At 40.8% G+C, this 16,214-nt stretch carries 11 protein-coding genes and 2 pseudogenes; all 13 read left to right on the top strand.

What is annotated here, in order from left to right; translation table 11 throughout:
* The first annotated feature begins 6 nt into the window (after positions 1-6).
* Positions 7-762: an SDR family NAD(P)-dependent oxidoreductase gene (locus O3633_RS03045; protein WP_371620339.1), complete on the top strand. Its 756-nt coding sequence runs from the start codon at positions 7-9 to the stop codon at positions 760-762.
* Between the two features lie 201 nt (positions 763-963).
* On the top strand, positions 964-1,533 hold the full coding sequence (locus O3633_RS03040; protein WP_371620338.1) for an SMI1/KNR4 family protein: 570 nt from the start codon (positions 964-966) through the stop codon (positions 1,531-1,533).
* Positions 1,534-1,551: 18 nt separating this feature from the next.
* A complete protein-coding gene (locus tag O3633_RS03035; RefSeq protein ID WP_371620337.1) occupies positions 1,552-1,989 on the top strand; it encodes a hypothetical protein in 438 nt (145 codons plus the stop codon).
* A 2-nt stretch (positions 1,990-1,991) separates the two neighbouring features.
* Complete coding sequence (locus O3633_RS03030) at positions 1,992-3,056, top strand: ankyrin repeat domain-containing protein (RefSeq protein WP_371620336.1); 1,065 nt, start codon at positions 1,992-1,994, stop codon at positions 3,054-3,056.
* 44 nt (positions 3,057-3,100) lie between these two features.
* Positions 3,101-3,688, top strand: a complete 588-nt coding sequence (locus O3633_RS03025; RefSeq protein ID WP_371620335.1) for an SMI1/KNR4 family protein — start codon at positions 3,101-3,103, stop codon at positions 3,686-3,688.
* Positions 3,685-4,434 (top strand): hypothetical protein, encoded by a 750-nt coding sequence (locus O3633_RS03020; protein ID WP_371620334.1) that lies wholly within the window; start codon positions 3,685-3,687, stop codon positions 4,432-4,434. Before O3633_RS03025 ends, O3633_RS03020 begins: the two co-directional genes overlap by 4 nt.
* 18 nt (positions 4,435-4,452) lie before the next feature.
* The gene (locus O3633_RS03015; RefSeq protein ID WP_371620333.1) at positions 4,453-5,409 is read left to right on the top strand and encodes a hypothetical protein; all 957 of its coding nucleotides are present in this window, start codon (positions 4,453-4,455) and stop codon (positions 5,407-5,409) included.
* Positions 5,410-5,562: 153 nt separating this feature from the next.
* Positions 5,563-5,892, top strand: coding sequence for a hypothetical protein (locus tag O3633_RS03010; protein WP_371620332.1), 330 nt, complete (start codon positions 5,563-5,565; stop codon positions 5,890-5,892).
* A gap of 6 nt (positions 5,893-5,898) precedes the next feature.
* A complete protein-coding gene (locus O3633_RS03005; RefSeq protein WP_033584559.1) occupies positions 5,899-6,093 on the top strand; it encodes a helix-turn-helix transcriptional regulator in 195 nt (64 codons plus the stop codon).
* Between the two features lie 240 nt (positions 6,094-6,333).
* A complete protein-coding gene (locus tag O3633_RS03000; protein ID WP_371620331.1) occupies positions 6,334-8,082 on the top strand; it encodes a glycoside hydrolase family 13 protein in 1,749 nt (582 codons plus the stop codon).
* A gap of 14 nt (positions 8,083-8,096) precedes the next feature.
* Positions 8,097-8,654, top strand: coding sequence for an SMI1/KNR4 family protein (locus tag O3633_RS02995; protein WP_371620330.1), 558 nt, complete (start codon positions 8,097-8,099; stop codon positions 8,652-8,654).
* A gap of 397 nt (positions 8,655-9,051) precedes the next feature.
* A pseudogene (locus O3633_RS02990) lies at positions 9,052-9,201 on the top strand (YSIRK-type signal peptide-containing protein); the annotation flags it as partial.
* 228 nt (positions 9,202-9,429) lie between these two features.
* Positions 9,430-15,882, top strand: a pseudogene (locus O3633_RS02985) (SIALI-17 repeat-containing surface protein); the annotation flags it as partial.
* Positions 15,883-16,214: the final 332 nt, after the last annotated feature.

The raw sequence follows: 16,214 nt of genomic DNA, 5'->3' as shown, positions 1-16,214 counted from the left end.
AAAAGTATGTCTACTATTCTCATTACAGGTGCCAGTGGTGGTCTAGCCCAAGAAATGGTCAAACTCTTGCCTCAAGACCAACTCATTTTGCTAGGTAGAAATAAGGAAAAATTAGTTCAACTATACGGAAATCATCCACAGGCAGAATTGGTCGAGATTGATATTACCGATGAGCAAGCCTTAGAAGGATTGGTAGCTGACCTCTATCTCCGCTATGGCAAGATTGACGTTTTGATAAACAACGCTGGTTATGGGATTTTTGAGGAATTTGACCAGATTTCTAATCAAGATATTCATCAAATGTTTGAGGTTAACACCTTTGCTCTCATGAATCTATCTCGTTTGGTTGCTTCTCGCATGAAGGAAATGCGAAAAGGTCATATCATCAATATCGTCAGTATGGCAGGATTGATAGCGACTAGCAAGTCCAGTCTATACTCTGCGACCAAGTTTGCGGCCATTGGTTTTTCAAATGCTTTGCGCCTTGAACTCATGCCCTATGGTGTCTATGTGACAACGGTTAATCCGGGCCCGATCCGTACAGGATTTTTTGACCAGGCAGATCCAGATGGGACCTATCTCAAGTCGGTTGACCGTTTTCTCTTGGAACCAGATGCTGTCGCGCAAAAGATTGTTAAGATAATAGGTAAAAACAAACGCGAGCTCAATCTCCCGATCTTGCTCAATCTAGCCCATAAGTTTTATACCCTCTTTCCCAAGCTAGCAGATAAGTTGGCTGGAGAAACCTTTAATTATAAGTGAGAAAGCTGTTCCCTTGAGGAATGGCTTTTTGCTTTAATTAGGAGAAGTTGTTGATCAAAAAAATCCCTGAAAATATTGGTAGTTTATCCCTGTTAGATAGCTTTAAGGTATAATAGAGATAAGAAAGTTCATTAGATAAATGAAGTCCCAAACCAGCTAGCTTACCCTAGATAATGACTCATGTATAGCCGGAGGTTGACAATGGAATTATTGACAATTGACCAAATCATTTCCCTTACCCAAGAAGAAACGCAAGGGCTGGACCCTGAGATAAGAGAAGGAATTGTCCTGAGCCATACTGAACTGCCCGTGTCTGAACTGGATCGTTTGAAAAAACAACTGCAAATACAAGATTTGGATCCGATTTTTAGGAAGTATATTTTGGCCTATAACTGGGGGCAGGTCGGTTTTTTAAGTTACCAGTTTGGATATGGGGACGACACTAGTCTTACTTGGCTAATCAATCGCAATCTGGAATACCATGATTACTCGACTCTACAAGAAAGAGGCTTAATCATCATTGCAAATGGAGATCCCTACACTATTTTGCTGGATTGTCAATCTGGGGCGGTCTATGCTCTTGATGCAGAGATGAACTATGATGAAAAAATATGGCTGACACCAGATTTTTTAGCATTTGTTAGAGCCATGGGAACGGCCCAATCTGCAGTTTGGAAGGGTTGTGAAAGTGACTTCATCCACTTGATGACTAGAATAGGTCATGCGTCCAGCCTGATATTCTGGCAGAGTCTGGTTGGATTTTATGATTGAAAATAGAAGGAGCAGGTCATGGAATTTATTGTAGCTGAGGAAGGGATTCCTCAAAATATCGGATGTCAGGGAGCCCTGATTGCCTATTATGGCAGTGAGATAGAATTTCATTATGAAACCGTGCCACCGCACGGTGATGAGATTTTTTCTGCCAAGTTGCCTTTGTTGGGGCTTGATCTGCCCTTTTGGATCTATGGGAGAAATCTCATATTTTTAGATGCTTACTACCTCTTAGCAGAAACAGTTAAGAAAGGGACTTGGGATTCCATAACGAGTATGCTCATCAACATTCATACGGGGGAATACGCCAGCCTAGACCACTGGTACAATCATATATCTATTGAGCAAAACGGTCTTGAGTTGAAAAATGATTATGATGGACAAGCCCTGACTTTGAAAACGGTTGACAATCTTCATTGGCTTGCCCTAGATGCTAAATCAGAAGAAAGGAACTAAATATGGCAAAGAAAAGAGTTACATTACCAAAAGAGTTTAAGGATTTAATGGATGAAGGAAATATTGAAGCCCTTAAAGCAGTCTATGATCGTTGTGAATTAACCGCTCATGATGGAAGATTTAGCTTATGTACACCTCTGCATATGGGAGGAGTCCCGGATGAATTGGTTATCTGGCTGGTGGAAAAGGGCTTGGATATCAATATCCCTGATTATTATGGAGCAACACCTTTGTACCGTCAAGCAATCTTGGGGAGAGATACAGTAAAACTCTTGCTTGAATTGGGGGCAGACATTGGAAAACCTAATACCTATGGTGAGACCCCCCTACATGTAGCAGCTGAGTTTTTCCATCCTAAGACTGTCAAACTTTTGATTGATAAGGGAGCAGATGTCAATGCTAAAAATGATATGGGAAGAACCCCACTAGCTTCAGTCTTGATGGTTTGTCGGGGGATTTATATTGCCCAAACAGCTGAAATCGCCACAATGCTTGTGGATTCTGGTGCTAAGAAAACATCTGCTATGAAAGAAAAGGTTGAAAATATCGGTAAAGATTTTGAATTTCATAGAGAAGGGATCAATCCCGACTATCTAGAAGCCGCAGATCAGGGTCTAGAAAAACTTTATGCTTTGTTTAATGTCAAGCCGGTAGCCAAACGAATAACCCACGATGGAGTTTCTCCGATTCTCGTAAAAGAAGGTAGCTGGGAGGAGCAATATGAGGAACTATGGTCTTTCTTGATTCCTTCAAGTGGAGCAGCCAAAACTGTTCAGGGAGAAGTTATCCGTATACCAGGAAGAGTTCGAGATGAACTGGATCGCAATGGTGGGGTCAACTGGGACAGGGACTATAGAAAAATGCTTCAGGCTCTTCCTCAATACTTGTCTCTAGGAAGCTCTCTTTCAGAACAAGAATTAGCAGAGACTAAAGAGCTTATTGCTCAAGTTCATGGGAAAGATTTTGATGACGAGCCTCGCCTAGACCGCCTCTGCCAATTGGCTCTTGCTTGGATTAAGCAAAATCCTGAACCCCTTCTCCTAGAAAAAACAAGTTATAAGCGGTAAAAAGCATTGGAAGACAGATAAAATAAAGAAATCATGGTGGGATTATGCAACTAATTGACCAAGTTAAAAAAATAGAAACTTATATTTGTGAGTGTTTTGAAGACTGGGATTTGGATGATCCTGTAGAGGAAGGATATCTGGAAGATTATCAGGGCATTTCTGGTGCTTCCGAGGAAGAGCTTCAAGCCTTTGAGGAAATATTTGGTATTCGTCTACCTAGTGACTTCAAAGAGCTTTATAGTTATAAAAATGGGAGTAAGTACCTCTCTATTTTACCTTGTGTAATTGACCAGAGAGATTTGACTTTTTCTCTCATGAGTCTACAGGAAATTGAGACTTGTAAAAAGTACTTTCAAAATAGAGATGCTCTGTTAACCGAATTTCCCGACTATTTTTCTAGTCAAGACCTGGAAAATATGCGTGATAGCAGGATTAAGCCCTATCTTTTTAATAAAAAATGGCTTCCTTTTGCTCAGTATTGTGACTCTTGTTATCTTATGCTGGATTTTGATCCAGACCAGGAGGGTCAGGAAGGTCAGGTTATTTGCTACATCCATGATCCTGACCAGATGATCTATGCGGCTAAAAGCCTTACAAATCTGATTGAAGGGATAATGGATGAGATAGTATGAACGGACAAATGTACCAAATAGCCTGTATCGTGGCAGGAGCTAGGAAGGCTTTAAAAAGTGGTAAAGAAATATGCTATAAGCCTGAAAAATATACAAATAAGTTGAGCTTTCAAATTTTGCCGTCAGAAAAAGGGGAAGTTATAGAACTATCTGTATCTGACTGTTTTGAAAACCTCAAGGAAAAAGGTTTGAAGGACTTAAAATTATTTTGTCCTATTTCAGTTGAAGACAGAGGTATTTTAGGTTTCTCCAATACGACACAGAGTGCAATTCTCTGTTTTTATAAAGATGGGAAGGCAAGTTATTTCCTACCAAATTGGGAATCTGCTTCCGCAGGTAGGGGCTGGGATGTTACCTACACTGAGTATGAATGGGAAAGGTCTTCTCAAGAACTTCCCCACTATGAAAATAATATCGAAGAATTTAAGGACATATTGACTCGTATAGAAAATCTAGCAAGTAAAATTGAATGTGACAACTTTGCCAAAGTCTTTCACTCTGCTAGAAACTTTTTGATAGACCCAGAATCTGGTAAAGGACTGGCAGAACCTCAAATTCCACCGCAACATCTAAGCATATTTAGAGCTGCAAGTGCAGCGGATGTTTTTGGAGGAATGGGCTCCTGGAATGATGAATCTGGATGGCTGGCACAAGATAAGGGACTGGGTCAAGTATACGATGAACTTTCGGATCAATTGCTAAGAAATATTAGATTAGCCATTCTATTTGCCATCAACGAGTGGTGATGGATTAGGAGAGAGAAAATGGGGAAGTTAAAGTTAAGTCTATTGAATAAATGGGAACTAGACAAGGACTACAATAGTGTTTTCAATTCTGTCATGTTACATGATGGTAGAGCCTTTGTCTTAACCAGTGAGAAGGAAACTTTCAATCGCTACTGTCTGCTTGAAGTATCCCCTTTGGGTGTGAAGGAGATAGATGCTTGGGCTTGTGACCATGTTTGGGAGGAAGAGCCTCTACTCTTTACAGATGGACAAAATATTGGCATCATCAAGGCTGGCAAGGAAATAGTCTATTATACTGGTGATTTTTCTAATCCAGAAATCATTGCCATAAAGGATTCCCAGAGTATACTTCCTAAAAAGGCACAAGAGAGATATTTTCAAATAGTATCAGATAGCGACCAGATACCCGTGTGTTTTGAAGATCATGTTTATACAAATCAGGCAAGAAACTTTGCCCTTTTAGAATTTGATAGAGAGAAAAAGCAGGCTAAGTGGACCACTTATTCGCATATTGATAAAAAAGAGTTAAATCACCACGACACGAACTCTGATGCTTGTCCTAAAATCGATAGTATGAAATCTTGGAAGCAAGAGCTCTATGCCTTTAGCTCTGGAGAAAGTCAAACTTCTGTCAATAAATGGGGCATGGACTATTATGCTCTTGTTAAAATCTCTAGTGATGGTCGTATTATCGAAAAGTTATTAGAATCTGAACATTTAAAGGCTTCAGGTAAAAAAGCTGGTGTCAATGGAATTTTTACGGATTCGCCTTATATTATCCTGAGCCCCCTATTTAAGAATGATGATTGGAAGGGCAAGCAAAAGCTATTTTCTCTGGCAACGAGAGAATTATGCGATATAGCCTTGCCTAGAGGAATGAGTAAACACAAGCTTCAAAATATGACTGACAACTTTTGTTTAACCTTCCTTTACGATAGAGGATTAAAAGAACTTGCCCTTTGTCAGATTGACTAGGCTGTGAGGCTAAGTTTGGAATATTCTTAGAATAGATGAAGAAAATAAAAAACAAAAAAATGTTAAAACATCTTGACATTTTAGCAATTTAGAGTATAATAAAAAATGTAAAGAGCTCTTAACATTGTTTTGACAGATTGGAGGAACAGGACCATGAGAAAAATGGATGAAATGGACAGAGCAATTCAGCTACGTTCTGCGGAGTGGGGGTATAAAACGGCTCTATTTGGCTTATGTGGATGGACAGTATTTAATATCTATCAATCTATTACAAAAGGCATTGAACTTGAAATGTTACCATGTCTGATTTTATGTTTATCTATTTGTGTTCAAGGATTTGCACAAACTGCCATAAAACAGAAAATGATTGACGGTGATGAAGATTTTAAAGAACCAAATAAACTTGTTCAAGGAATAATTTTGATGGTTGTTATCATTATCGTAGTTTTTGCGATTGGCATTTATTGTTTTCAGAAAGACTAATGCTGTATGAAAAATAATATCAAACAGTTAAGAAAGTCTGAAGGACTACGTCAGGAAGATATGGCAAAAATATTAGGCGTTAGTCGACAAACCATTATTGCTATCGAGAATGACAAGTACAATCCTACACTTGAACTAGCAATGAAAATTGCAAGGTTGCTACAACTACATGTTGAAGAAATTTTCATTTTAGAAGATTAAAGATATCAGATAGCATTTATTCTAATCATCTGATTCGTAATGATGGAGAGTTTTCCGGTTCATGGAAACTCTCTTTTTAAAGCTCATAAAGAGTCTACTCAATTTTACCCTTGTCCATCTATATATCTATCGTAAAACTGGTATAAAAATTGCAAATCGAATCTTAAAATAGTATACTAGTTCTGTTAGTTATGAAAACGTTTGCGTTTTTGTTGATGATGATTATTTAGGAGATAAGACATGGAATTGACAGCCATTTATCATAGACCAGAATCAGAGTATGCTTATCTGTACAAAGAAGGTCAGCTACATATCCGAATTAGAACCAAGAAAAATGATGTCCAGCAGGTTATTTTGCATTATGGAGATCCCTTTATCTTCATCGAGGATAAGTATGAAGCCAAGAAAGAAATGACTAAAGTAACCTCGGATGCTTTATTTGATTATTGGCAGGTTACGGTCTCTGTTGATTTTGCACGGATTCAGTATCTCTTTGAACTCCTTGATGAGGAAGGTCAGGGTATTTTCTACGGTGATAAGGGTTGCGTAGAACATACTCAAGAAAACTTGGATGCTGATGGAAACGGCTTTAAACTTCCATACATTCACGAAATCGACGGATGTCAGGTTCCTAGCTGGGTTTCAAGTACCGTTTGGTACCAGATTTTCCCAGAACGATTTGCTAATGGAAATCCTAATCTGACTCCAGATGGAGCTCGAGAGTGGGATGCTGTCATTGCACCTAACATGGATGATTTTTTTGGTGGAGATTTACAAGGGATTATTGATCATTTAGACTATCTAAAAGATTTGGGAATCACTGGACTTTACCTATGTCCGATTTTTGAAGCTACAACCAATCATAAGTACGATACGACGGATTATTTTGAAATCGACCGTCACTTTGGAGACAAGGAAGTCTTTCGTAATCTAGTCGAGGAAGCCCACAAACGGGGCATCAAGATTATGCTAGATGCTGTTTTCAATCATATCGGCTACCAGTCTGCCCAATGGCAGGATGTTCTAAAGAACGGAGAAAAGTCACCTTATAAAGATTGGTTCCATATCCAAGAATTTCCAATTACTGAGGATAAACTTCAGAATCCAAGACAACTCCCTTATCATACCTTTGCCTTTGCTAGCTATATGCCTAAGTTAAATACAGCAAATCCTGAAGTCAAAGACTATCTTCTTAGTGTTGCAACTTACTGGATTGAGAATTTTGATATCGATGCTTGGCGCTTGGATGTTGCAAATGAAATTGACCATCAGTTCTGGAAAGATTTTAGAAAGGCAGTTCTCGCTAAAAAGCCTGATTTGTATATTTTAGGTGAAATCTGGCATACGTCTCAGCCTTGGCTAAAAGGGGATGAGTTCCATGCGGTCATGAACTACCCGCTCTCTGAAAGTATCAAGGATTATTTCTTGCGTCAGCGTAAAAAGACGGAGCAATTCATTTCAGAAATCAATAGCCAGTCTATGTACTATAAGCAACAAATCTCAGAAGTGATGTTTAACCTTCTGGATTCTCACGATACAGAGCGTATCCTCACAACTGCCAAAGGAAATCTCCAACATGTCAAGGCTGCTCTAGCTTTCCTCTACCTTCAAAAAGGGACTCCTTGTATCTATTACGGAACAGAGTTGGCCCTAATTGGTGGACCAGACCCTGACTGCCGTCGTGTCATGCCTTGGGAGCGTGTGTCTGAGGAAAATGACATGCTGAATTTTATGAAGAAATTAATCAAGATTCGTAAGGAAGTGGCAAGTATGATTCAGCATGGAAATTATCGCTTGGAAGAAGTGGAACCAGATGTTCTTGCCTTGAGCTGGAACTACCAAGGAAAAGAAGTTCAGGCAATCTTTAATCAGTCTTCTGAGAAATATACTTTAGACAGAGATTCAGTTGATTTAGCGAGTCATTATCAGTTTGAAGATGGTCAGCAAGTCATCTTGCCAGATGGATTTGTAGTTATTATTTCTGAGTAAAAAGGATTAAAATAATGGCACTTAAGGAAGTTTATGAGTATTTTCGTCACTATGATAAGGAAACTTATCAGGTTGTCGCCTGCATGGGCAATGAACCATCGGAAGAAGATGTTCAGGATTTTGAAAATCAATACGGCATTCGTCTGCCAGAAGATTTCAGGGAATTCACCATGTCATCTCTTGGAGGTCTCTTTATGGAAGTCAGGGAAGAGCTATGGCCAAGAGCCAAGGCTTACGATGTAGCACCATTTTGGACCTTCTGTCGAGGTATTAAGGTCTTGGGAATTGCAAATGGCATCCCAGACTTCTCAGACATTCGTCTTAAAACCAAGGAATTACACGCTCTGGGCTTTGTGGATTATATTCCATTTCTGTCTATCGTCGGGGATGGAGATGTTATTTTTTGCTTTGATAAGGAGAATCATATTGTAGCTCTAGATTGGTATAATAGTGGTGAAACTGAAGAGCTTGAATGTGATTTTTCAGGGCTTTTGCTTCATCAAATTGCAGAGCTAGAAGAGCGTAAAAATGAGATTGTCAAGCTTTTGGAAAAGGGAAAATCTAGTCAATAATTTATAAGGAAATATCAGTTTGAAAATCCGTAAAAGAGGTTGGGACAAAAGATCCCGACCTCACTTTTTATTAGCATTCAAACTTTGACGCGGTAGCTGATTGAACTTTTAGACTCCAAAAAGCTCCTAATCATCCTCGCGGGGCTGGGACTACGAAATCGAGACTTTGTCTATCGATTTCTGTCCCACCGCCTTTTTTAATAAAATCATTTACTAAATGTACATTCAGATTTTTACACTTTTCTACAAATTATAGAAAAAAGAATCAAAAGTATGATTTTTATGCTGGCAGTATTGAAGTTTCTTATATTATTTTATAAAATAGAAGCAAAATACTACTGAAAAAGTAGAGCGCTTACATAAAAATGGAAGCGGTTACTAATATAAGGAGGATCTTATGGGAAAAGATCATTGGAATCGAAAAAGAGTGTATAGTATCAGAAAATTTACCGTTGGAACTTGCTCTGTAGTCATCGGTACTTGCTCAGTCTTATTTGGAGCAAGTGTAGCTGGTGCAAACCCAGTTTCAGCTGATGAAACTCCAATTGCAGTTGCTACAGAAAAAGTAGAGGATGATTCTCATAAAGAGGAACTTGGTGAAGCAAGAAGTCCAGAACAGCCAGCATCAACCGAATCAGCTGCAAGTGAAGTTGCTACACCAACTCATGAAGTTGAAAAAACACAGGACGACCAAACTGTACAATCAGATTCTGATAAAAAAGAGGATTCCATGTTAGATAAGAAACCTCAAGCAATTACTCAAGATCAATCTGCTCAAACGGAAAAACCGGACCTAAAACCGGCTACCAGCGAGGAGGTAAATCAATTGGTTGAGGACCGTAAAGTAGAATTTAACCAAAACTGGCATTTTAAACTCAATGCTAATGCCAAAGATGCCATCAAACCAGATGCAGATGTATCAAGCTGGAAGAAATTAGACCTTCCTCATGACTGGAGTATCTACAATGACTTCGATCATGATTCTCCTGCCCAAAATGAGGGTGGACAACTCAATGGTGGTGATGCTTGGTATCGCAAGACCTTTAAACTAGATGAAAAAGACCTTAACAAGAATGTTCGCCTAGTCTTTGATGGTGTTTATATGGATTCGCAAGTCTATGTAAATGGTCAGCTAGTTGGTCACTATCCAAATGGTTACAACCAATTCTCTTATGACATCACTGACTATCTCAATAAAGACGGTCGTGAAAATGTTGTAGCTGTACATGCGGTTAATAAACAACCAAGTAGCCGTTGGTACTCAGGAAGTGGTATTTACCGCGATGTTACCCTTCAAGTCACAGATAAGGTTCATGCTGAGAAAAATGGAACAACTATCTTAACACCAGACCTTGAAAAACAACAAAATGGTAAGGTTGATACTCATGTAACAAGTAAGATTGTCAATACAGATGACAAAGATCATGAAATTGTTGCTGAATACCAAATTATCGAACGAAATGGTCAGGCTGTAACGGACGTGGTTCGTACAGATAGCCAAGTCTTGAAAGCTCATCAATCAACTAGTCTAAATGCTATTTTGCAAGTTGAGAAACCAAAACTTTGGACAGTCCTTAACGACAAGCCTGCCCTTTATGAGTTGGTGACTCGTGTTTATCGTGATGGTCAATTGGTCGATGCTAAGAAGGACTTGTTTGGTTACCGTTACTATAACTGGACACCAAATGAAGGCTTCTCTTTGAATGGTGAACGCATTAAATTCCATGGAGTTTCTCTTCACCATGACCATGGAGCTCTAGGAGCTGAAGAAAACTATAAGGCAGAATACCGTCGTCTGAAACAGATGAAGGATATGGGTGTGAACTCTATCCGTACAACCCACAACCCAGCTAGTGAGCAAACTTTGCAGATTGCTGCAGAACTAGGTTTGTTGGTCCAAGAAGAAGCCTTTGATACTTGGTACGGTGGTAAGAAACAGTATGACTACGGCCGTTTCTTTGACAAAGACGCCACTCACCCAGATGCTAAAAAAGGTGAAAAATGGTCTGACTTTGACCTACGTACAATGGTCGAGAGAGGCAAGAACAACCCTGCTATCTTCATGTGGTCTATCGGTAATGAAATCGGTGAAGCAGACGGTAAGGCTCGTTCTCTAGCAACGGTTAAACGCTTGGTGCAAGTGATCAAGGCTGTTGATAAGACACGCTATGTCACTATGGGAGCAGACAAGTTCCGCTTTGGTGATGGTAGTGGTGATCATGAAAAGATTGCGAACGAACTTGATGCGGTTGGATTTAACTATTCAGAAGACAACTACAAGAAGCTTCGTGCGAAACATCCAAATTGGTTGATTTACGGTTCAGAAACTTCTTCTGCAACTCGTACTCGTGGTAGCTATTTCCGTCCAGAAAGTGAGCTAGTTCACAGTAACCAAGCTTACCGTCATTATGAGCAGTCAGACTACGGTAATGACCGTGTTGGTTGGGGTAAAACAGCAACTGCATCTTGGACTTTTGATCGTGACAATGCTGGTTATGCTGGTCAGTTTATTTGGACGGGTACCGACTATATCGGTGAGCCTACTCCATGGCACAACCAAAACAACACACCAGTTAAGAGTTCTTACTTCGGTATCGTAGATACAGCCGGCATTCCAAAGAATGACTACTACTTGTACCAAAGCCAATGGGTTTCTGCTCAGAAGAAACCAATGGTTCACCTCCTTCCTCACTGGAATTGGGAAGACTCTAGTCTAAAAGAGAATGTAGCGGATGCAGATGGTAAGATTCCTGTTCGTGCATTTTCAAATGCTGCCAGTGTGGAACTATTCTTGAATGGTGAGTCCTTAGGTAAGAAAACATTTAACAAGAGACAAACAAGTGATGGCCGTACTTACCAAGAAGGTGCCAATGCAAATGAACTTTACCTTGAGTGGAAGGTTGCTTATCAACCTGGAACCCTGGAAGCAGTAGCTCGTGATGAGGCTGGTAATGAAATTGCTCGTGATAAGGTTACGACTGCTGGTGAGCCTGCAGGTGTTCGCTTAGTCAAAGAAGAAAATGCTATCGCAGCAGACGGGAAAGACCTCACTTATATCTACTACGAAATCGTTGATAGCGCTGGCAATGTAGTTCCTACTGCTAATAACCTTGTGCGCTTCCAGTTGCATGGACAAGGTCAGATTGTCGGTGTGGACAACGGTGAACAAGCAAGCCGTGAGCGTTACAAAGAGCAAGCTGACGGTTCATGGATTCGCAAGGCCTTCAACGGTAAGGGTGTTGTCATTGTCAAATCAACTGAGCAAGCAGGTAAATTCACTTTGACTGCCCACTCTGATCTCTTGAAATCTGATCAAACAACCATTTTCACAGGTAAGAAAGAGCAAGCTGAAAAAACAGTTTTGGGTACAGAAGTTGCTAAAGTTCGTACTGTTATCGGTCAAGCACCGAAAATGCCTAAGAAAGTAGCCTTTATCTACAGTGATGGTAGCCGGACAAAACTTCCAGTAGAATGGTCAGCAGTTGATGTCAATGAACCAGGAATTGTAACTGTTAAGGGTGTAGCAGATGGACGTGATGTAGAAGCGCGTGTTGAAGTCTTGGCTCTCGAAGCAGAATTGCCTGTAGTCAAGAGAATCGCTCCAAATACAGACCTAAATTCAGTTGACAAATCTGTTTCCTACGTATTGTCAGATGGTACTGTAGCAAGCTATGATGTTGATAAGTGGGAAATTGCAGCTGAAGATCAAGCTAAACTAGCAATCCCAGGCTCTCGCATCCAAGCAAAAGGTATTTTAGAAGATGAAGAAATCGCTGCGACCTTGGTAGTTGCAGAAGGGGAAGCTGCTAATCCAGTAGTTCCAAGTGTAACTGTGGCAGATCAAGCGGTTGAAGTTCTTTCAACTGACCAACCTGTAAAATACCACAAGCTTGCTTATGGCGTAGCTTTGCCAGAGGTTAAAGCTACGGCTGAAAATGCTCAAGTGACAGTTATTCAAGCTAATGAAGCAAATGGTATGCGTGCAAGCATCCATGTTCAACCCAACGATGGTGGCCCACTACAAACCTATGCTATCCAATTCCTACAAGAGGCTCCACAAATTGAACGTTTGAGCCTAGAAGTTGAAAATGCAGCTGCTTTGAAAGAGGATCAAACGGTCGGTATCAAGGTCTTGGCTCACTACCAAGATGGTACTCAGGCAGTCTTGAAGGCTGACAAGGTTACCTTCTCAACTACAGGTGAGGGAGATGTAGCCGTTCGTAAAGGTATGCTTGAATTGCACAAACCAGGTCAAGTAACTCTGAAAGCTCAATTTGAAGGAGCAGAAGGTCAGATTGACTTGAACATTCAAGCAAATACTGAAAACAAAGTCGTCCAAGCCATCCGTCCAGTTAGTGTCGTGACAGGTTTGAACCAAGAACCAAGTCTACCTGCTACAGTAACTGTAGAGTATGACAAAGGATTTCCGAAGGTTCACAAGGTGACTTGGCAAGCAGTTGCTAAGGAAGAACTTGCTAAATACCATAGCTTTGATGTTCTTGGTAAAGTAGAAGGGCTTGAAAAAGAAGCTCATGCTAAGGTATCTGTTGAAGGTATCATTGCTGTCGAGGAAGTGAGCGTAACAACTCCAGTTGCAGAAGCTCCTCAACTACCAGAGAGCGTTCGGACTTATCACTCAAATGGCCAAGTATCTTCAGCTAAAGTAACTTGGGACGCAATTGAACCAAGCCAATACGCACAAGAAGGCAAGTTTACTGTGACAGGACATGTCGAAGGTACTCAACTACCAACCAAACTTCATGTTCGTGTGTCTTCACAAACAGAAACTGGTGCTAATATTTCTGACCAGTGGACTGGTTCAGAATTGCCACTTGCCTTTGCTTCAGACTCAAACCCAAGTGATTCAGTAGCAAATGTCAATGACAAACTAATCTCATATAATAACCAACCAGCAAACCGTTGGACAAACTGGAACCGTACAAGCGAGGCATCAGTCGGAGTACTCTTTGGAGACTCTGGTATTATGTCTAAACGTTCAGTTGACAACCTCAATGTAGCCTTCCACGAAGACCACGGAGTTGGTGCACCTAAATCCTATGTCATCGAATACTATGTCGGTTCAGCAACTCCAACAGTTCCTAAGAATCCAAGCTTCGTAGCACGTGAAGATCATGTCTTTAATGACGATAAAAACTGGAAAGAAGTAACAAATCTCAAGGCTCCAGATCAAGTAAGAGCTGGAGAAATGACCCACTTTAGCTTTGATAAAGTCAACACTTATGCAGTTCGTATCCGCATGGTTCGACCAGATGGTAAATGGGGAACTTCTATTACAGAAATGCAAGTCTTCTCTAAACAGGTAGCAGCAGCTAAGAAAGCTCAAGCACAAATCCAAGTAGATGGAAAAGATTTGCCAAACTTTAACCCAGGCTTGACTGACTACTATCTTGAAGCAAGCCAAGGAAAAGCTCCAGCTGTTACAGCAAGTGTTACTGAAAATGGTATTGCAACAGTTGTACCAAGCGTACGTGAAGGAGATCCAGTTCGTGTTGTTGTCAAGGCTGAAAACGGTGATATCCTGGGTGAATATCGTCTACACTTCACAAATGATAAAGATTTGCTCGCAAGTAAACCTGTTGCTGTTGACAAATCATCTCGCTTGGTTGCTAAAGGACAAACCCTTGAGTTACCAGCAAAAGTTCCTGTCTACTTCACAGGAAAAACTGACTATGAAGTCAAAGACTTGGCTGTTGACTGGGAAGCAGTTCCAGCAGAAAATCTAACAAAAGCAGGTGAATTTACAGTTCATGGTCGCGTTTTGGGTACTGATTTAACTGCTGAAGTGGCTGTACGTGTGACAGATAAACTCGGTGAAAACCTTTCAGACAACCCAGACTTCGATGACGATAGCAACCGTTCATTTGCCTCAGCAACTAACGATATTGATCCAAACTCTCATGACCGTGTAGATTATGTTAACGATGGTTCAGATGATGAAACCCGTCGTTGGACCAACTGGTCTGCAAGTCCATCTGAAAATCCAGAAGTCTCAGTAGGGGTTATCTTTAGAGAAGCTGGTAAGATTGTTGAACGTACAGTAGCTGAAGGAAGCATTCGATTCTTTGCAGATGGTGGAACAGACGCCCCTTCTAAACTCGTCCTAGAACGCTATGTGGGACCAGAATTTGATTCACCAGAATATTACTCTAACTACCAACCATACGATCCAGAACATCCATTTAACACTCCTTCTAACTGGGAGAAAGTTGAATACCGTGCTGATCAAGAGGTTCAAGCAGGAACTGACATCCATGTAACCTTTGCACCGGTCAAAGCTAAAGCTATGAGATGGCGCATGGACAGAAAAGCAGACAAGAAGGGTGTGGCTATCACTGAAATGGCCTTTATTGCACCAAGTGAAGCTCCTAAAGACAATACAGCTTCTAAACTTCTAGTAGATGGTAAAGAGCTTGCTGATTTCTCTGAAGCTCGTGTAGATTACCAAGTAACCTATAGTGGAACTCGTCCTAAAGTGACAGTAGAAGCTGGTGAAAACGTAGCAGCGACAGTTGTTGATAGTGGGGATGACAAACTCCCAGTCTTGGTACGTCTCGTTTCAGAAAGTGGTAAACACGTCAAGGAATACCGTATCCAATTGACTAAAGAAAAGGTTGAAACTGCTAAGACAGAACCAGCTGTACACGAAGTTCCAGAGTTCACAGGTGGTGTGAATGGAGAAGAGGCAACAGTTCATGAAGTTCCAGAATTCACAGGCGGTGTCAATGGAGCAGAAGCTGCTGTTCATGAAGTACCTGAATATACTGAAGCTACGGTAGAAGCAGACAAGATTCCAGCACCAGTATTAGAAGTTCCAGAATTTACAGGTGGTGTCAATGGAGCAGAAGCTGCTGTTCATGAAGTACCAGAGTTCACTGGTCATGTAAATGGTTCAGAAGGAGCTACCCATGAAGTTCCACACTTTGAAGGTGGCGTTCCTGGTGGAGAAGGGACTAGTCACCAAGTTCCAGAATTTACTGGAAGTGTGAATAGTTCAGCCCCAACTACAGGTGAAACTCCAGCATACAGCGATGAGCAGTCACAAGTAGCTCTTGCTATGTCACAAGACAAGACCTACCAAGCGCCTGCAAGTCGTCAAAATATCCTCCCTGAAACAGGTACTAAGGAAAATGCAACCCTTGCAACAGCAGGTGTAGTAGGAGCACTTCTTGGTATGTTTGCAATGGGAAAGAAAAAAGAAGACCAATAAGATGATGTAAAAGCATCTAAGTCATAGAGAGTGGGACAGAAATCGGTAATTCGTTAGAATTCGATTTCGTCGTCCCACCTCCGCACAGTTGAGTAGGGCTGTAAAAGCTGATGAAATCAGCGTAGTAGAGCCCACTCAACCACTGCGTCTTGCTCGACAATCCAAAGACAATTGAGAGGATAGGACTTTTGTTCCAGCCTCAATCATAAAAAGCGGACAAAACTAGTTTTCTGATCTACAGAGACTGGTCTTGTTCGCTTTTTTGGCTCATTGTCAACTGTAGTGAACAACAAGAAAGTGTAATACTCTTAGAAAATCTCTTCAAACCGCGT

This window comes from Streptococcus sp. 27098_8_22, assembly GCF_041432415.1.
Classification (GTDB): domain Bacteria; phylum Bacillota; class Bacilli; order Lactobacillales; family Streptococcaceae; genus Streptococcus; species Streptococcus pseudopneumoniae_M.
This window is presented reverse-complemented; position numbering and strand designations above follow the sequence as displayed.